Origin of the sequence: Pseudarthrobacter sp. WHRI 8279, from assembly GCF_040224115.2 — a bacterium.
GTDB lineage: Bacteria > Actinomycetota > Actinomycetes > Actinomycetales > Micrococcaceae > Arthrobacter.
Map to the genome: position 1 here is coordinate 2,311,017 of NZ_CP168162.1, position 17,220 is coordinate 2,328,236.

Consider the following 17,220-nt stretch of genomic DNA (forward strand, 5'->3'; position numbering starts at 1 on the left):
GCTCCCCTACGTTCTGCTAGCGCTGCTGGCGGTCTCTGCCCTGGGTACCGCAGCCTTGGCCCTGCTATGGACCTCCTGACGGCCACGTGAAACAACTTGCGAACTCCCGACTGTGGCGTATGGTCCTCATCGCCATAATGGTCCCCCTGGCGTTTATCGCCTTCTGGCCTAACCCCGTGGACCAGCCCGTACAGGGCCAGCTTGCAAGCGTCCTGAACTTCCTTCACCGCCACGGAATTCCAAAGTGGGTCAATTACAAATTTGTGGAGGCGTCCGCCAATGTGGCCCTTTTTGTCCCAATTGGACTTGTAAGCTCGCTGGCGTTTCCCAGCTGGCCCTGGTGGCGAATCGGCTTATTTGGACTGCTGATTTCCTGCTGCATGGAGCTCGGCCAACTGTTGTTTCTTCACGACCGTTTTCCAAGCGCCCTTGATCTTGTGACAAACACGTCAGGTTCTGTCATCGGCGCCCTTCTGGCTGCGGCAGTCCTCGAAAAGCTGTGGGCCCGCAGTATTTCTGCTGCGAGCCCGCATGGCCCCGGAAACATCGTCTAGCGGGTCTACTGGCCTTGTTCCTTGTACTTGGCTTCGGTCTGCGCCTTCTGCGGGCGCCACCAGTTTTCGTTCTCGCGGTACCAGGCGATGGTGTCCTCGATGCCGGCGTCAAAGTTGGAGAACTTCGGTTCCCAGCCGAGCTCGTCGCGGAGCTTGGTGGAGTCGATGGCGTAGCGCAGGTCGTGGCCCGGGCGGTCGACAACGTGGTCGTACGCGTCCGGGGCCTGGCCCATGTGCTTCAGGATCAGTTCAACAACGTCCTTGTTGTTCTTCTCCCCGTCGGCACCGATCAGATAGGTTTCACCGATCCTGCCGTTGGCGATGATCGCCAGCACGGCCGAGGAATGGTCGTTGGCGTGGATCCAGTCGCGAACGTTCTCGCCCTTGCCGTAAAGCTTGGGCCGGATCCCGTCAATCACGTTGGTGATCTGGCGCGGGATAAACTTTTCCACGTGCTGGTAGGGCCCGTAGTTGTTGGAGCAGTTGCTGATGGTCGCCTGCAGGCCGAAGGACCGGACCCAGGCGCGGACCAGCAGGTCAGAGCCGGCCTTCGTGGAGGAATAAGGGCTTGAGGGGTTGTACGGGGTCTGCTCCGTGAACCGCTCCGGGTCATCCAGTTCCAGGTCGCCGTAGACCTCGTCGGTGGAGATGTGGTGGAAACGCTTGTTGTGCTTCCGTGCAGCCTCGATCAGTGTGTAGGTACCAATAATGTTGGTGTCCAGGAAGGGGCGAGGATCATGCAGCGAGTTGTCGTTGTGTGACTCCGCCGCGTAATGGACAACGACGTCGGTCTCAGCCACCAGGCGGTCCACCAGCCCGGCATCGGCGATATCTCCCTGAACAAACGTAAAGCGGTCCTCAGGAAGGCCCCGCAAAGATTCCAGGTTCCCGGCGTAGGTCAACTTGTCCAGCACAGTGACCCGGTCATCTGTGCTTTCCAGAACGTAGTGGACAAAATTTGAGCCTATGAATCCGGCACCGCCGGTTACGAGAAGTTTTTGCATTTATACATCGTTCCATGCCCACACGATTTGGCTGAATTTGCAACACCCCGGAAAATGGCGGTATGCGCGGAATAATCCTCGCCGGGGGAACCGGTTCACGTCTTCATCCAATTACGCTCGGCATCAGCAAGCAGCTAGTGCCGGTGTATGACAAGCCCATGATCTATTACCCGCTCTCCACACTCATGCTGGCGGGGATCCGGGACATTCTCATCATCACTACGCCGCATGACGCAGACCAATTCCAGCGGCTCTTGGGCGATGGCAGCCGCTTCGGCATCAATCTCACCTACACTGAGCAGCCGTCACCAGACGGCTTAGCCCAGGCTTTCGTCCTTGGGGCAGACCACATCGGCGACGGGCCAGTTGCGCTGGTCCTTGGCGACAACATCTTCTATGGCCAAGGCATGGGCACGCAGCTGCGCCGCTTCGAAAATATCGACGGCGGAGCAGTCTTTGGATACCGGGTGGCAGACCCGTCCGCTTACGGTGTGGTGGAATTCGATGAGAACGGAAAGGCAATCTCGCTGGAGGAGAAACCAGCAAGACCCAAAAGCCATTACGCCGTTCCCGGTCTATATTTCTACAACAACGATGTGGTGCAAATTGCGCGGGACCTTAAGCCCTCGCCAAGAGGCGAACTCGAAATTACTGACGTCAACCGCGTATACCTGGAACGCGGAAAGCTTCAGGTGGAGATCCTGCCGCGCGGCACCGCCTGGCTCGATACCGGGACGTTCAACGACCTTAGTGATGCCGCAGAGTTCGTGAGGACTGTACAGCACCGCCAGGGACTGTCCATTGGGTGCCCGGAAGAAATCGCCTGGCGCCTTGGCTTCCTGACGGACGATGAACTGCGGGAGCGGGCAGAGCCCCTCGCAAAGAGCGGATACGGCAAATATCTTTTGGAATTGCTCGCTGAGGATGCCTTATCCGAAGACCGTCTACAACTGGTAGGTCGGTAACCAGCACTCCCCCTCTTAACGAACTACGGGCCACCCCTTCCTGAGGGAGGCCCGTAGTTCGTTTTGCTGTAGCGTCGCCTAGTTGACGAAGCCCTTCATCCAGGTCTTCAGGTCCTCGCCGAACTCCACACGCTCTGAAGCGAGGGTGATCACGGCCTTGAGGTAGCTGAGCTTGTCACCGGTGTCGAAGCGGCGGCCCTTGAACACCACGCCGTACACGCCAGAGCCTTCGCCCTCGCCGGCGGCCAACGTCTGCAGCGCATCCGTCAGCTGGATTTCGTTGCCGCGGCCCGGCTCGGTCTCCTCAAGGATGCCGAACACGGCCGGGTGCAGCACGTACCGGCCGATCACGGCCAGGTTGGACGGGGCATCCCCCACGGCCGGCTTTTCCACCAGGCTGTTCACGCGGACGTAGTCCTCGCCGTCCACAGCGGTGATGTCCGCGCAGCCGTACGCGCTGATCTGGGCCGGATCCACCTCAATCAGGGCGATCACCGAACCGCCGGTCTTCTGCTGCACCTCCATCATGGTGGTCAGCAGGTCCTCGGCCTCGTCAATGAGGTCATCACCCAGCAGCACGGCAAACGGCTCGTTGCCCACGTGCTGGCTGGCGCACAGTACCGCGTGGCCCAGGCCCTTGGCCTCGCCCTGGCGGACGTAGTGGATGGGGCCGAGTTCGGAGGCGTACTGCACGGACTCCAGTTTGTCCTTGTCCCCCTTGAGCTCCAGCGCGCGCTCCAGGCCGGGCTCGCGGTCAAAGTGGTCCTCGAGGGAGCGCTTGTTGCGACCCGTGATCATCAGCAGGTCGGTGAGGCCGGACTTCACGGCCTCCTCAACGACGTACTGGATAGCCGGCCGGTCTACCACCGGCAGCATTTCCTTCGGCATTGCCTTGGTGGCGGGCAGGAAGCGAGTTCCCAATCCGGCAGCAGGAATGACGGCTTTGGTTATTGCTTTCCCCGTTGTCATAGCTGAACCTTACAAATCAGCGGCAGGCAAAGGCAATTTCGTCCCGGTAAGTCAGCGCCTGGAACAGCGGGACCTTCAGCCCTAGAAGCCGGCCGCCTTTGGACGGATCCTCGAAGAAGACCCACCGGGTCCACCGCTCCATCCCCTGCCATCCTTCCCCGAGCGATCCCTCCCTATGCCATGAACTCCCACCGGACTATGCCAGCCCACGGCGCCACCGCCACGGACGCGCCAGTCCCATCGCGGCGCCGTCGGGCCATTGGCTGGAAGACAGCCCTCGCACTGGTGGCCGCCTCCATCCTGCTCCTGCCGGTGGTGCTGCTGCCCCTTACCACGGGGTTCCGGTCCTGGCCTGGCTGCCCCTGCTGCTGGTGGCGCTGGCTGCGGTGGCCTGGCTGGTGGTCCGCCGCCGGCAGCCCTACGCCCAGCCGGCCGGCCTGGGGGTCCTGGTGCTCATCGCCGTCGCTGCCGTCCTCGCCTCGCACGTATTCACGACGACGGCGCCCATCATCGGCGCAGACGGCCGCCCCCTGCCCGGCAGCATCGCGAGCGTTGAGAAAGTGGAGCTGAACGGCAGCGAGCAGTGGATCATGGTCCGGGGCAGCGACACCTCCAACCCCGTGCTGCTCAACCTGGGCATGGGCGGCCCGGGCGGCGGCGGGTTCTTCAATTCCATGGAGTTCCGGCCGCTCGAGGAGCACTTCACGGTGGTCAACTGGGACGAGCCGGGCACCGGAAAATCCTACGGCGCCGTGCCCTTCAGCGAGCTGGACAAGGAACGGTACGTGGCTGACGCCGTGGCCCTCACCAACCTGCTCCGCGAAAGGTTCGGGCAGCAGAAAGTCTTCATCTACGGGGTGTCCTGGTCCAGCATCATCGGCATCTGGCTCGTCCAGGAACACCCGGAGCTGTACCACGCGTTCGTCAGCAGCGGACAGATGGTGAACACCACCCAGAACGACCGCATGGGCTACGAGCTGGCCCTGCGGCATCTCGAAGAGCAGGGCGACACCGGGCGGGCGGAGGAGCTGCGCCGCAACGGCCCGCCGCCCTACCGCGGGGACAACGTGGTGGCCCCCTATGTCGACTTCCTGGACGTGCTCAACGAAATCATGGGCACCCCGCGGTTCACGGTCATCGTGCCCCTCATCCCGTTCTTCGTCCCCGAATACGGCTACATCGACAAGATCAACCACACACGGGGGCTGATCGAAACGTTCAACGTGGTGTACCCGCAGCTGGAAGGCCTGGACTTCAAGGAACAGGCGGCGGAACTGCAGGTGCCGTTGTACTTCTTCGTCGGCCGGCACGACGTCAACGCCATGGCCTCCCTGGTGGAGGAGTACTACAACGCCCTGACGGCCCCGGACAAGAAGCTGGTCTGGCTTGAGGGCGGGCACGGCCTGGGCAGCGCCGACAACCAGAACGTGTTTATGGACGAGATGGTCAACCACATCCGCCCGTTGTCCGGGGCTGGCTGATGACCCCGCCTCCCGCCGGTCCCCTGCCACTCATCAAACGGCATCCCGTGGCAGCCTTCGTGGTCATAGCCGTCACGCTGTCCTGGGCCGCCCAGATCCTGTCCCTCCTGCTGCTGGGCAACATCCAGCCCGGAATCCTCGCCGAACTGCTGATACTGCTGGGCACGGCCATCCTGGTCACGGGCGCCGCGGACGGCCGGCCAGCGGTCCGTGAGCTTTTCCGCCGGGCGTTCCGCTGGCGGGTAGGCACAGCCTGGTACGTGATGGCGGTTCTGGCCCTTCCCGCGCTGACGGCCCTCATGGCTGCGCTCACGGGCACCTTCCACGCGCCGGCTGACGGCTGGGCGCCCCTGGCAGGGAACTACCTGCTGAACACCGTGATCATCGGCGCCCTGCTGGCCAATATCTGGGAGGAGCTCGCCTGGACCGGCGTGGTGCAGCACCGCCTCATGGACCGGCACGGACCTGTCATGGCTGCCCTGCTGACCGCCATCCCGTTCGCACTCATCCATCTGCCCTTCGCCTTCGCCGAGAAGGGCTTCGCCGGCACGCCCCGGACCGACGTTGCCGTCTCCTGGGCGGTCCTGTTCCTCTTCGCCCCGTTCTTCCGCCTGCTCATGGGAATCGCTTACTTTAGGACGGGCTACTCCCTCCTGATCGTGGGGCTGCTACACGCGTCCTTCAACGCTTCCGCATCCACGAAGCTTGACGTGTTCGACGGCGAGTGGCAGCAGATTGCCGCGGTCATCGTCCTGCTGGGGATTATTGCCGCGGCTACCGCGTCCCGCCCGGTCCGCTCCAGGCCTGCGCCTGCCTGAAGGAGCACATGGACCTTCCTAAATGACTGAATCTTCGGTGCCTTTTCCCTGTCTGGAACAAGCCGAAAAAGCCCCACCCTCGATGATCGAGGGTGGGGCTTTCCGCCGTTCCTATTCGCAGGCGATGCCGTCGGAGTCGCCATCCAGTGCGGAGCGGTAGCCGGGCTGCCAGCTGTAGAGGGGCGCTTTCCCTGCAGCACGCACTGCATCGCAGTTCGCGTAGTAAACCGGGGCCGGAGCGGGTGCCGGCGCAGGTGCGGGTGCGGGTGCGGGTGCGGGTGCGGGCTGGTAGGCGTCGGACGCGTACTCGATGCCAACACTGCCGGAGCGCCACGTGATGCGGCCACCCTGGTAGTCCTGCGAGTACCCGCCTCCGCTGGCACCATACTCATTGGTGGTCGGGTAGCCCAGGCGTCCTCCTTCGGAGCCCTGGCCGACCCACGCTGCCCTGATTCCACCGGTCATGACGCGCGCGCCCGAAGCAGGAGACCAAACCACCTCTCCGCCTTGGAAGTACTGCTTCGCACCGCCGCCGACAAGGCCACCGACCTCATCCGATGTAGGGTAACCCAGTCCGCTGTTAGGCCCGCCAGCGTTGATCCACGTCTGGCCGATACCGCCCTTGATGAACCGGGAGCCCGTTGCAGGCGACCAGACGATCTGCCCGTACTGGAACGCCTGCGTCACGCCTCCATTGGCGGTGGCGTACTCGTCCGTGGTGGGGTAGCCAAGGCCACTGAGTGGACCTCCTACTTTGTCCCAGGTGGCACCGATACCACCCTTTGTGATGCGAGACCCGGTTGCAGCGTTCCAGGAGATCTTTCCGTACTGGAAACCCTGCATGACGCCGCCGGGCATCGGAGCGTATTCATCCGTTGTGGGATAACCGAGACCGCTGAGCGGGCCGCCCGCGTTGTCCCACGTGACGCCGATGCCACCCTTCGTGATCCTGGACCCGGTGGCCGGGTTCCACGATATTTTGCCGAACTGGAAGTTCTGCATCACGCCGCCGGCCATCGGCGCGTACTCATCAGAAGTCGGGTAGCCGAGATCGCTGTCTTGGGCGCCGATTGAATGCCATACGGCGTTGATGCCGCCGATGACAGCGTATGCGCCGAACTGCTGGAGGTAAGCGATAGTCCCACGCTCAAAGAGCTGGTAGGACCCGCCGAACCGCTGGTTGACGAACTCCTGGGAGGTGGGAGAACCCAACACCCCCGCTGCTGCTGCATGTTTGTCGGCAATAGCGCCTTGCACTAAGTACGTTCTATCGGCAGTCGGTTCGGTGGTGCCGGCCTTCTCCGGGTAGTACAACGTGTCGTAGCCGCAACTTCCGAGGGAGAGGATCCGCTCGATCCCATAATATTCGTCTTGATCCACAGCCAGATTCCAGCGGTACTTAACCTTCAGCCAGGAGGTCGCGTACCTGCACCAAACTGAGGGGTCCGCCGGCAGCCAGCCGGTGGGGTCATGATCGCTTTTGCTCTGGTTGACAGCCGACGGGACGGCCTCCAGCGATTCGCCGATCACCATGTCATTTGCGAAGGCACGGCGCTGCTCCGGCGTCCAATATGCAGCGCCCGAGTCCCACGCCTCCGACAGGGCAACAAAGTGGTCGATCTCGATGGCAGAGGCATCATGTGCCGTGCCTCCTCCGTACCATCCAGTCCAGAGGCCTGCTGTCACTGTGCAGCCTGCACCGACGGTGGCCGGGACCTGCGATTCTGCAATCAGGACTTCTTTGCGTGTGTGGCAGCCATCCCCATCAGCATCAATCCAATGCTCAAACAGGGACCGGTCGTACTGCACCGTCGACTCAGGCAGAACCTTCAGCGAGCCCAGGAGCCCGAAGACCTGGCCGAACGTGGTGCCGGATTCGCTGGCGGTGTTCAGGCTTTCAGCCGAGGCCACCTGGGGTGCTTCCGAAGTTACATGCGGAGCCGGTTCCGGGGGGACAGTTGCAGGAGCGCTGGGCCCTTCTGTCGGTGCTGGCTTGCTTGCCTCTGTGGCGGGAGTCGCCGCCAGGGTTTCAGCGGGAGCCGTTCCCGTTTCGGCGGGTGAATTTGTTGGTTCCGTAACCTGCTCGTTGGTTACAGTCGTTGGTGCTGCGATGGCCGGTGCAACAGATCCGAAGCTGCATGTTGCGATGGCAAGTGAAGCAGCGGCGGCGAGAAGCCGCCTCTGAGATGCCCCCATGTTGATTCTTTTCTCATTCGTGCTGCCACGGCGCATCGACAGGTGAGAGAGCACCATTTGCTGTGGAAGCGACCGGCATATAACTGCCGGAATGAATGCTGAATCGGTGACGAGCCGAGTCCCACGTCACCCATCGGGTTGCCGCTCGCCCCGGCCGGATTTTGCTTACCGGCTCGGTGCAGCGTGCTGTGAACTGGTTTATCCAGGCTCGCTCACTCTTTCGAAGTTGAATCAAGGTCACCGCAGCTGTAGCCCAATATTGGCTCAAGATCTATGAAGGATGACAGGCAGATTGAATGGACGAGTGGAGGCTTTAGACAGCTCCGTCAGCGGGTTTCGGTTTCGACGAGCTCAACCACCGCTGGCGGCAGGCTCACCCAGCGAAACCGATGAATTTCGGCTCACGCTTTTCCTGGAAAGCCCGGAAACCCTCGGCGTAATCGTCCGTGGTGCAAAGGCGCGCCTGCTCGGCGTTCTCCTGCTGCATGGCCTCCCACAGGCCAAGGCGCTGGTCCCGGATGTGCGCCACCAGCTCCTTGCTCGCCACAAACGCACCGGTAGCGCCGGAAGCGACCCGGCCCACGATCCCCCGCGTGATTTCCAACAAGGAATCCGCGGGCATGGCACGGCTGAACATCCCCTGCGCCACGGCCTCGGCGCCGGAGATCAGGTCCGCCGTGTAGATCAGGTCCAGCGTCCGGTGCATGCCCAGCCGCTCGGTGAAGTACCAGTGACCGCCGGAGTCCAGCGTGGCGCCCAGCTTGGCAAACGGCGAGCCGAACTTCGCGTTCTCCGCCACGTACACCACGTCCGTGGCCAGCAGCAGCCCCAGCCCCACGCCCAGGCACGCCCCGTGCGCCGCGGCAAAGGTGGGCGCCGGGAACTCCGCCATCTTCTTCAGCAGCGGCTCCACCAGCCCACCCAGGTATGCGGCGGCGTCGTCGCTCTCCGGCGTCACGTTCTGGATGTCCCGGCCCGCGCAGAAGGCGCGGCCCTCTCCTCTCAGCAGCAGTGCCCGCACCTCACCACGGGAGGCGGCGGCAGCAGCGTCGTCGTACGCCTGTGCTAAATCCTTCAGCGCCTGCTCATCCAGCGAGTTCAGCTTGTGCGGGGCGTCCAGCACCACCTCGGCAACGGCGTTGTTGATGGAAAGCGAAATCATGGGGCTCCTTCGATAAGACCGGGCAAAGACTTAGACGTCGAAGTCGACGGTGACTTCCTTGCTGGTGGGGTGGCTCTGGCAGGTCAGCACGTAGCCCTTGTCCAGCTCATCCTGCTCCAGCGCGTAGTTCTCGTCCATGGTCACGCTGCCGGTGACCACCTTGGCGCGGCAGGTGCCGCACACTCCCCCGGCGCACGCGAACGGCACATCCGGGCGGACCCGCAGCGCGGCGTTGAGGATGGACTCGCGGGCGTGGGTGGGGCTGGCCACCTCGCCCTGCAGGCCGTCCAGCTTGAACGTGATCTTGTACGTCTCCTTGGACTCGTCCACCAGCACGGGACGGCCGGCGTTGCCCTCCGGCTTGTCCGGCTTGCCGGAGGTGAACAGCTCGAACCGGACGTTCTCCGGCTTCACGCCGCGCTCGGCCAGGGTGTCCCGGCACAGCTGCACCAGCTCGAACGGCCCGCACAGGAACCACTCATCCACATCGTCCGCGTGGATGGCGGTGCCCAGCAGCTGCTGGAGCTTCTCCGAATCAATCCTTCCGGAGAGCAGCGGCGCGATCCGCTGCTCGCGGGAGAGTACGTGGTGGATGGCCAGCCGCTGCGGGTACTTGTCCTTCAGGTCCGCCAGCTCCTCCAGGAACATCACGTCCATGGCGGCCTTGTTGGCGTAGATCAGATCGAACCGGCACTCCGGGTTGGCGGCCAGCAGCGTGCGGGCGATCGCGATCACCGGAGTGATGCCGGAGCCGGCGGCGATGGCCACAAAGCTCGCTTCCCCCTGAGAGGCGACGTCCCCCGCCAGCTCCTCGGGGTTGTTCATGGAGTTCATCCGGTTCTGCTCCACGGCCTGCCCGTCGCGGCCGAACTTGGAGACGAACGCGCCCATGGGGCTCATGACGTCCAGGGTGTCCCCGGCCTTCAGCTCGGCGTTGGCCCAGGTGGAGAAGAGCCCGCCCAGGTCCTTCTTGATGGCCACGCGGATCTCGCTGGTGCCGTCCTCGAAGCTGCGCGGCTCTGCGCAGATGGAGTAGCTGCGGCGGATCTCCTTGGGCTCGCCGGACTCGTCCGGCAGCGTGGTGCGCAGCGCCACGTACTGGCCGGGCAGGTAGTCGAACTGGCCGGCGAGCTCCGCGGGCACGTGGAAGGACACCTCGATGGCGTCATCGGTGAGCCGGCGCACCTCCTTCACGGCCAGGGTGTGGAAGGACGGACGACGGCGGCCGGTGGCCTGCGCCTCCTCGGCGGCAGTCTGGCGGACAACAGGCATGGGGCTTCCTTACAGCACTTTGAAGTAGTCGAACGGTTCCTTGCAGTCCTGGCAGACGTAGAGCGCCTTGCAGGAGGTGGAGCCGAAGCGGGTGAGTTCCTTGGTGTTCAGGCTGGCGCACTGCGGGCACTTGACGGCCATGGTGAGGCGGATGGGGCCGGCGTGCCGTGCTGCATGGGATTTCCCCGTGGGCGGGGCGATGCCGTACTCCTGCAGCTTCTGCTTGCCTTGCTCGGTCATCCAGTCCGTGGTCCAGGCCGGGGAGAGCACCAGGTCCACCTCCACGTCCTGGTAGCCCTCCTTGGCGAAGGCCGTTTTGACGTCGTCCCGGATGGCGTCCATGGCCGGGCAGCCCGAGTACGTGGGGGTGATGGTGACCTTTACGTGGTCCCCTGCAACTGCGACGTCCCGAAGGATCCCCAGGTCCGCGATGCTCAGCACGGGGATCTCCGGGTCCACCACGGTGGCGGCGATGTCCCAGGCCTTCTGCCGCGGCGTGGCTGTCCGGGATTCGAAATCGGAGATGTACATGGCTGCGGTCACCACTTCGCTCCGGGGTACTCGCGGGCCAGCACCTGCATCTCGGCCAGGATGTAGCCCAGGTGCTCGGAGTGCCTGCCCTGCCGGCCGCCGCCGGGGGCTGCGGGAACGTCCGGCACCTCGAGTTCTGCCTCATCGAGGATTTCGCCGGTAAGCCGGTCAAAGTCCTCCCTGAGCGAGGAAGGCGCGACGGCGATGCCCGCCTCCGCGAGCCGTTCCGTCAGGGCGTCGTCCCGGAAGAGTTCCTCCACGTAGGGCCACATGATGCGGAAGCCGTGGATCATGCGCTTCCGGGATTCGTCGGTGCCGCCGGCCAGTCGGAGGACCCACTGGGCGGCGTGGTCCCGGTGGTAGTCCACTTCCTTCACGGCCTTGGCGGCGATGGCTGCCAGGGTGGCGTCCTTCGATTCGGTGAGGCGGCTGTAGAGCAGGAACTGGTAGTAGCTGACGACGAACTGGCGGGCGATGGTGGCCGCGAAGTCCCCGTTGGGCTGCTCGAACAGCTGCACGCTGCGGAACTCATGCTCGCGGCGGAAATAGGCGAGGTCGTCCTCAGACTTGGCAGAGCCGTCGTCGTTCGTCATGGCGCCGCCGGCGTAGCTGAGGAAGGAGCGGGCGTGGCCCAGTTCATCCAGGGCGATGTTGCCCAGGGCGATGTCCTCCTCCAACTCGGGGGCGCGGGAGATCCAGTGGCCCAGGCGCTGGGCCAGGATCAGGGCGTCGTCGCCCAGCCTGAGGGCATACTCGGCGGTGTCCTCGCTTGGCTTCGCGAGGCCGGTGCGGACCTCCAGCGCGATGTCCTCGGGGCGGAGGGCGTTGCCGGGGGTGATTCTTGTTGCGGAGGCGTTGGCTTCACTCACAGGTGCTTCACCCCTTCGCTCTTCGTGTAATACGTGGCGTGGCGGTAGTCCTTGCCCTGGGGGGACTCGAAGAACGCGCCCTTGGAATCGGGATCGCTGGCGGCGATGGCGTCCGCGGGGACAACCCAGATGGACACGCCCTCGTTGCGGCGGGTGTAGAGGTCCCGGGCGTTGCGCAGGGCCATGGCGGCGTCCGGTGCATGCAGGGAGCCGGCGTGCACGTGGCTCAGGCCGCGGCTGGACCGGACGAACACCTCCCAGAGGCCCCAGGCGTGGTCTGTGTGTTCCTGCGGCTTGGGGGATGCCTTGGGGGCTTCGCGGTTGATCTCGGTGGCGGAACTGGCGGGGGCTTCCGGGTTGCCGTGGGGGCTCATGCTGCGTATTCCTTCGTCGTCATTGACTGTTTCTGTGCATAGGCTGCGGCTGCCTCGCGGACCCAGGCGCCGTCGTCGTGCGCTTCCCTGCGGCGCTCAAGGCGCTGGGAGTTGCAGGGGCCGCGGCCGGCCAGGACATCGTGGAACTCGTCCCAGTCCAGCGGGCCGTGCTCCCACTTTTTGGTGTCCTCGTTGAAGCGGATCTGGTCATCCGGGAGGCTGAGGCCCAGGACCCGGACCTGCTCCACCATCATGCCCACGAAGCGGCTGCGGAGCTCATCGTTGCTGAAGCGCTTGATGTTCCAGGCCATGGACTGCTTGGAGTTGGGGGAATCGTCATCCGGCGGGCCGAACATCATCAGGGCCGGGGCGTACCAGCGGTTCACGGCGTCCTGGGCCATCTGCTTCTGGGCGGGGGTGCCGTTGGAGAGTTCCAGCAGGATCTCGAAACCCTGGCGCTGGTGGAACGATTCCTCCTTGCAGATGCGCACCATGGCCCGGCCGTAGGGGCCGTAGGAGGCGCGGCACAGCGGGACCTGGTTACAGATGGCGGCGCCGTCAACCAGCCAGCCGATGGCACCCATGTCCGCCCAGGTCAGCGCCGGGTAGTTAAAGATGCTGGAATAGCGGGCCTTGCCGGCGATCAGCGCGTCCGTCATCTCGTCCCGGTTCTGGCCCAGGGTCTCGGCGGCGGAGTAGAGGTACAGCCCGTGACCGGCCTCGTCCTGGACCTTGGCCATGAGGATGGCCTTGCGCTTCAGGCTGGGTGCGCGGGAGATCCAGTTGGCTTCCGGCTGCATCCCGATGATCTCGGAGTGGGCGTGCTGGGAGATCTGGCGCAGGAGGGTCTTACGGTAGGCCGCCGGCATCCAGTCCTTGGGCTCGATGCGGGAGTCCTCGGCGATGACGCGGTCAAAGTTGGCCTGGCCGTCCGCCTCTGCCGTTTCGCTGGTTCCAGCCGTTAGCTCGACCGGCACTGACTGCAAGTTCTGGGCTGCCATGGTTGCTCCTATGCAAAGACCGTCTGGGACGTGCGGAATTATTTACCGACCGTTCGTTCAGGATATGCGGAAGCCCGAGGGCCCGTCAAGGCCACCCCTCCCCGGCCTTCCCCCTCCCGCCTGCCGGCCCCGCCCCCTGCCTCTTGTCCGCCCCGCCCCCTGCCCTGCCTCCCTGCCCGCGGGTGGTGCGGGCCGCCGTCGTGCGTTCCTGCTCCCTGCTTCCGTGCGGCAGGCCGTGACGCCCGGATTCGTTTTCGACGCGCTCGTTCGCCCGCGCGGCCCACATAGCCTGTGCGCCACCTATCCTGCGAGTCGAAAACGGAGATGCGCGTCGGGCAGCACTTCTCCACATAGTGGAACCCGCCCCTACCACCGGCGGGCGCGCAGCTGGCAACGTCGGTTCATGCCCGATCTTCCGCCGCTCCTGCTGTCCCGCGACCGCCTCCTGCATGGCCTCACTCCGGACGAGCTCACCAAGCGCGTGAAGGCGGGTGCCCTGGTCCGCATCCGGCACGGCATCTACACCGATGGCGCTGCCTGGCGGAGCTTGAAGCCCTGGGAGCAGTACCGCCTCCGGGTCCAGGCAGCGGCCGAAACGTTCGAGAAGCCCACCGTGTTCTCACGGCACTCTTCGGCCAGCGTGTGGGGAATATCTACCATTGGCCTGCACCACCCGGTTCAGGCCCTCACTTTCACGAACGACGGCGGCAGGTCGCGTGCCGGAGTCAGCCGGCACTATGCCGCGCGCGCCGGCCTCAACGTGGTCCGTCGTGAAGGCCTGCTGGTCACGGACCGCATCCGTACCGTCCTGGATCTGGCGGCGTACACGCCTTTCGCCGAGGCTGTGGTTCCCGTGGACCATGTGCTTCGGCCGGACAGGGCGCGCCGGTTGCCCGCGGTGACCAAGGCAGAGCTCGAGGCGGGAATCGGATCGAATTATTCCGCGGCGGCCGGCCGGAGGATCCGGGCGGTTATTGAGTTCGCCGATCCGGCTTCGGGCTCGCCTGGGGAATCGCTAAGCCGGGCACTGATCCATGTGGCCGGCTTCGAAACCCCGCTCCTTCAAAGTGAGATCCGCGACCGCGATGGCCTGGTGGGCTACTCGGACTTCTACTGGAAGCAAGCAAGAGTTGTTGGTGAATTCGACGGCGAGGAGAAGTACGCCAAGCCCGAACACCTCAACGGCCGGACCCCGTCCCAGGCCGTGGTGGGAGAGAAGAATCGCGAAAACCGGATCCGGGCCACAGGATTGAATGTGGTCCGCTGGGACTGGGCCGAGCTCATGGATCCGAGGACGCTGGAACGCAAGCTGGCGGCGGCGGGCGTGCCCCGTCGTCGTACGCGTTCTGCGATTCTCGACGCGCAAGTGCGTATGTGATGTGCACGTTCGTTGGCGCTAGGGGTATTTGAGCGTCGTATCCGGATATGCGTGTCGTAACCGAAGATGTGCAGCGAGGGCCCACGGCGGCCCACCTCTGCAAGCCGACCGATCTGGGAACGCGGGCACACAACGGGCCGGACTTCTGAAACAGCTGACCAGTAACGCGGCAGTAACGGCTCCTTGCTCTACTTGGCGTTGGGAGGTTGTGCCGTGCCCAGGAAAGCCAAACCGGAGAAACGGAACCCCCGGTACAGGCCGGCCAAAACATCCGCCGGCGGTGCAGGGGCGGGAAAGACCAAGCGCACAAACAAACCTCCCTGGTACAAACGCACCTCAACGTTCATCATCGCCGCGGGCGCTCTGGCGGCCGCGATCCTGGGTGTGCTGAACCTCTGGGACAGGATCTTCCCGCCGCCGGACGACGACGTGGCCCGCATCGAAGCAATCCACATCATCAAGCGCACACCGCTGACCGGCTTTGCCCCGGAAGGGATCGGCGGGCTCCTGCCCCTGACCGCCGTCCCTGAGGCTGCCTCCGCGGGGCGGATTTACGACGACGGCGGGCTGGCCGGGGCGGTTGTCGCCGAGGCGGAGCCAGCAGCCGTACGGAACGCAGTGGCCACGCCACAATTCACGGGTCTGGAACAGTTCACCATGCGTCCCCTGCCCACCGTGCGGCCGGTTCCGAGGCCCACCTTCCGGACATTCACGCCAACGCCCACCCCCACGACGCCCACGCCGACGCGTACGACGGCGACGCCCAGTCCCACGCCCACCGGCACCTCTACAGGGACGGACAGCCCGACTCCCTCCCCCGGACCGACAATGACAAAGCTCAGGGTTCCTAAGCCGTTGACAGCGGACGTCAGGGACGTCATCGCGGAGCAGAAGGTCCTCGCCATCTACGTCCCCGAGGCTGCCAAGCGCGCCATCCAGTACTTGAGCATCGAGCCGGTGGACGAAAAAGGCCAGACGCTCCCCCCGGCCGAACTGGCCAAGGAGCTGGCGAAGGCGCTGGAGGAGGTGGAGTCAACCACCGGCCCGCAGGGCGAGGATCCGCAGGGCTGGACCGTGGCCGTCAGGGTAGACCTGCAGGGACTCGCGGATGTCCCCCTGCTCCTGACCTGGTCACTTGACGGCCTGGATGTACCGCTCACCTGGCAGGCCGAAAAACTCGCCTACAGGGTGGTGGGAGGCACCCCTCACGATGCGGGGGTGGCCGAGATCTGGGTGCCGGACCTCAGACGAGCCGGCAGCTACAACGTCAACATCAAACTTTCCTACGAAGACACCGGGATCATTGCCGACTGGCGCCCGCTGGCGTTGCCAGACACGGGAGTCACCCAGGGCGGCTGAGTCCCGCAGCCGCCATAACCGGCGTTCAGAGGCGGGCGCCGGGCTGCAGGCGGCAGAGTTCCAGTGCCGTTTCCCGCAGCGTGCTTGGAAGGAAGGGCTTTGTGAGATACGCGGCGGCTCCGGCCGAGAGCCCGGCAAGAACGTCGTCGTCTTCTGCCCTGGCCGTAAGGAACAGCAGAGGTGCAGGGCTCAGCTTCCGCAGCTCAAGGCTAAGGTCCCGTCCTTCGATGTCCGGCAGGCCCAGGTCAAGGGTGATCAGGGCCAGGGTGGGACCGGCTGCGGCGGCTGCTGCTTTGCCCTCGGCCCCTGTGCCGACGGCGAGCACTTTGAATCCGGCACGGCTCAACACGGCGGTAATCAATCCGCGAACGTCAGGGTCATCTTCAATGACCAGGCAGACGTGTTGTTCTTCCACTAAGCGCCCCCCGGCTCCTTGTAGTTGTGGCCAGTGTACGGCTGACCGGCCGGGACCGGAGATTAAAAGCGGAAACATTTCGTCCCCTTGCCTGGCGGTAAAAACGCTCAGTATTCGCGGACAACGACGACCGGCCTATTCTGTATCCGGGTGAGCCTATCCGCCACCGCACCCTCCATGCTCCTGCCGAGTTTGGCGAGAACGCCGGGCCGGCCGTTGCCCACCATGACCATGCAGGCACCGGTGCTTTCAGCCAGCCGCGCCAGTGCGGTGCTGACGTCGCCGTGCAGTTCCCGGAAGGACCATGCTGTTCCGTCCGGCCCAAGAAGCCCCGTGATGCGTGAACGTACTTCCTTGGCAGGGTAAAGCGCTTCTTCATTGACAACGGGGTCGAGCGAGAGCGCTGTACGTATCCGTTGGGGCTCCCACTCGGTGAGAACACTGGACGGATCAACGTAGGCGCAGACAAGGTGGACATCCAGTGCGGCAGCCAGCTCTGCGGCAGAGTAGACAAGCCTCGGCGGAACCGGCCACGGGGCCCCGAGAATCAGCGGCCCTTCATAAGCCATACCGAATTCAAGCATGCTTGACGCCCGGCAATGCCACCCCCACAATTTGTCGGATGGACCAGGACCCAGAGGAACCCCTTGTACTGCGCGTGGTTGATCGGCTTGCTGCAAGCTATCCGGACACCCCCAGGGACTACATCGAGGACATCGTGGCTGCCGAATTCGGCACCCTGGGCCACGCCCGCATCCGCAGCTACCTGCCGATCCTGGTGGAACGCAGCGCCTGGAACCGGCTTCACCGGGAGGCCGGCCACCGGCCGGGCTGATCATTCCGCCTCACACCTGCCGCAACTGTTCACCGTC

19 protein-coding genes are annotated in these 17,220 nt (G+C 64.5%); 7 read left to right on the plus strand and 12 right to left on the minus strand.

Annotation, left to right across the window (positions count from 1 at the left end):
• Nucleotides 1-86 precede the first annotated feature (86 nt).
• The gene (locus ABRP28_RS10600) at nucleotides 87-554 is read left to right on the plus strand and encodes a VanZ family protein (RefSeq protein WP_374152839.1); all 468 of its coding nucleotides are present in this window, start codon (nucleotides 87-89) and stop codon (nucleotides 552-554) included.
• A gap of 5 nt (nucleotides 555-559) precedes the next feature.
• Here ABRP28_RS10600 and rfbB read toward each other — a convergent pair whose 3' ends face one another.
• A complete protein-coding gene (gene rfbB / locus ABRP28_RS10605; RefSeq protein ID WP_350002680.1) occupies nucleotides 560-1,558 on the minus strand; it encodes a dTDP-glucose 4,6-dehydratase in 999 nt (332 codons plus the stop codon).
• A gap of 62 nt (nucleotides 1,559-1,620) precedes the next feature.
• Between rfbB and rfbA the strand changes: the two genes are divergently transcribed.
• On the plus strand, nucleotides 1,621-2,523 hold the full coding sequence (gene rfbA / locus ABRP28_RS10610; protein ID WP_350002681.1) for a glucose-1-phosphate thymidylyltransferase RfbA: 903 nt from the start codon (nucleotides 1,621-1,623) through the stop codon (nucleotides 2,521-2,523).
• 78 nt (nucleotides 2,524-2,601) lie between these two features.
• Here rfbA and galU read toward each other — a convergent pair whose 3' ends face one another.
• Both galU and ABRP28_RS10620 read right to left on the minus strand, forming a co-directional pair.
• Nucleotides 2,602-3,492: a UTP--glucose-1-phosphate uridylyltransferase GalU gene (gene galU / locus ABRP28_RS10615; protein ID WP_174181587.1), complete on the minus strand. Its 891-nt coding sequence runs from the start codon at nucleotides 3,490-3,492 to the stop codon at nucleotides 2,602-2,604.
• Between the two features lie 16 nt (nucleotides 3,493-3,508).
• Nucleotides 3,509-3,634 carry a hypothetical protein gene (locus tag ABRP28_RS10620; RefSeq protein WP_350002682.1) on the minus strand — a complete coding sequence of 42 codons (126 nt, stop codon included), beginning with the start codon at nucleotides 3,632-3,634 and terminating at the stop codon, nucleotides 3,509-3,511.
• A 229-nt stretch (nucleotides 3,635-3,863) separates the two neighbouring features.
• On the opposite strand from ABRP28_RS10620, the gene ABRP28_RS10625 reads away from it, so the two are divergent.
• Complete coding sequence (locus ABRP28_RS10625) at nucleotides 3,864-4,973, plus strand: alpha/beta hydrolase (RefSeq protein ID WP_350002683.1); 1,110 nt, start codon at nucleotides 3,864-3,866, stop codon at nucleotides 4,971-4,973.
• Nucleotides 4,973-5,791 (plus strand): type II CAAX endopeptidase family protein, encoded by an 819-nt coding sequence (locus tag ABRP28_RS10630; RefSeq protein WP_350002684.1) that lies wholly within the window; start codon nucleotides 4,973-4,975, stop codon nucleotides 5,789-5,791. The genes ABRP28_RS10625 and ABRP28_RS10630 overlap by 1 nt, the downstream gene beginning before the upstream one ends.
• 111 nt (nucleotides 5,792-5,902) lie before the next feature.
• Here the strand turns inward: ABRP28_RS10630 and ABRP28_RS10635 are convergent, their stop codons facing one another.
• The 7 genes from ABRP28_RS10635 to paaA form a co-directional block, all read right to left on the minus strand.
• Entirely contained in the window at nucleotides 5,903-7,702 is a 1,800-nt protein-coding gene (locus ABRP28_RS10635; RefSeq protein WP_350002685.1) for an excalibur calcium-binding domain-containing protein, read from the minus strand.
• 658 nt (nucleotides 7,703-8,360) lie between these two features.
• Nucleotides 8,361-9,149, minus strand: coding sequence for an enoyl-CoA hydratase/isomerase family protein (locus ABRP28_RS10640; RefSeq protein ID WP_350002686.1), 789 nt, complete (start codon nucleotides 9,147-9,149; stop codon nucleotides 8,361-8,363).
• A 30-nt stretch (nucleotides 9,150-9,179) separates the two neighbouring features.
• On the minus strand, nucleotides 9,180-10,421 hold the full coding sequence (paaE, locus tag ABRP28_RS10645; protein WP_350002687.1) for a 1,2-phenylacetyl-CoA epoxidase subunit PaaE: 1,242 nt from the start codon (nucleotides 10,419-10,421) through the stop codon (nucleotides 9,180-9,182).
• A 9-nt stretch (nucleotides 10,422-10,430) separates the two neighbouring features.
• On the minus strand, nucleotides 10,431-10,952 hold the full coding sequence (gene paaD / locus ABRP28_RS10650) for a 1,2-phenylacetyl-CoA epoxidase subunit PaaD (protein ID WP_350003047.1): 522 nt from the start codon (nucleotides 10,950-10,952) through the stop codon (nucleotides 10,431-10,433).
• 8 nt (nucleotides 10,953-10,960) lie between these two features.
• Nucleotides 10,961-11,821 (minus strand): 1,2-phenylacetyl-CoA epoxidase subunit PaaC, encoded by an 861-nt coding sequence (gene paaC, locus ABRP28_RS10655; RefSeq protein WP_350002688.1) that lies wholly within the window; start codon nucleotides 11,819-11,821, stop codon nucleotides 10,961-10,963.
• A complete protein-coding gene (gene paaB / locus ABRP28_RS10660; RefSeq protein WP_104184541.1) occupies nucleotides 11,818-12,195 on the minus strand; it encodes a 1,2-phenylacetyl-CoA epoxidase subunit PaaB in 378 nt (125 codons plus the stop codon). Before paaB ends, paaC begins: the two co-directional genes overlap by 4 nt.
• Complete coding sequence (gene paaA, locus ABRP28_RS10665; protein WP_350002689.1) at nucleotides 12,192-13,196, minus strand: 1,2-phenylacetyl-CoA epoxidase subunit PaaA; 1,005 nt, start codon at nucleotides 13,194-13,196, stop codon at nucleotides 12,192-12,194. The genes paaB and paaA overlap by 4 nt, the downstream gene beginning before the upstream one ends.
• A 403-nt stretch (nucleotides 13,197-13,599) precedes the next feature.
• Here paaA and ABRP28_RS10670 point away from each other — a divergent pair, with 403 nt between their 5' ends.
• Both ABRP28_RS10670 and ABRP28_RS10675 read left to right on the plus strand, forming a co-directional pair.
• Complete coding sequence (locus ABRP28_RS10670) at nucleotides 13,600-14,574, plus strand: hypothetical protein (RefSeq protein WP_350002690.1); 975 nt, start codon at nucleotides 13,600-13,602, stop codon at nucleotides 14,572-14,574.
• A gap of 213 nt (nucleotides 14,575-14,787) precedes the next feature.
• A complete protein-coding gene (locus tag ABRP28_RS10675; protein ID WP_350002691.1) occupies nucleotides 14,788-15,933 on the plus strand; it encodes a hypothetical protein in 1,146 nt (381 codons plus the stop codon).
• Between the two features lie 25 nt (nucleotides 15,934-15,958).
• On the opposite strand, the gene ABRP28_RS10680 is transcribed toward ABRP28_RS10675, so the two are convergent.
• Both ABRP28_RS10680 and ABRP28_RS10685 read right to left on the minus strand, forming a co-directional pair.
• On the minus strand, nucleotides 15,959-16,348 hold the full coding sequence (locus ABRP28_RS10680; RefSeq protein WP_350002692.1) for a response regulator: 390 nt from the start codon (nucleotides 16,346-16,348) through the stop codon (nucleotides 15,959-15,961).
• Nucleotides 16,349-16,455: 107 nt separating this feature from the next.
• The gene (locus ABRP28_RS10685; protein ID WP_350002693.1) at nucleotides 16,456-16,932 is read right to left on the minus strand and encodes a universal stress protein; all 477 of its coding nucleotides are present in this window, start codon (nucleotides 16,930-16,932) and stop codon (nucleotides 16,456-16,458) included.
• Between the two features lie 38 nt (nucleotides 16,933-16,970).
• Between ABRP28_RS10685 and ABRP28_RS10690 the strand changes: the two genes are divergently transcribed.
• Nucleotides 16,971-17,183, plus strand: coding sequence for a three-helix bundle dimerization domain-containing protein (locus ABRP28_RS10690; protein ID WP_350002694.1), 213 nt, complete (start codon nucleotides 16,971-16,973; stop codon nucleotides 17,181-17,183).
• The last annotated feature ends 37 nt before the right edge of the window (nucleotides 17,184-17,220 follow it).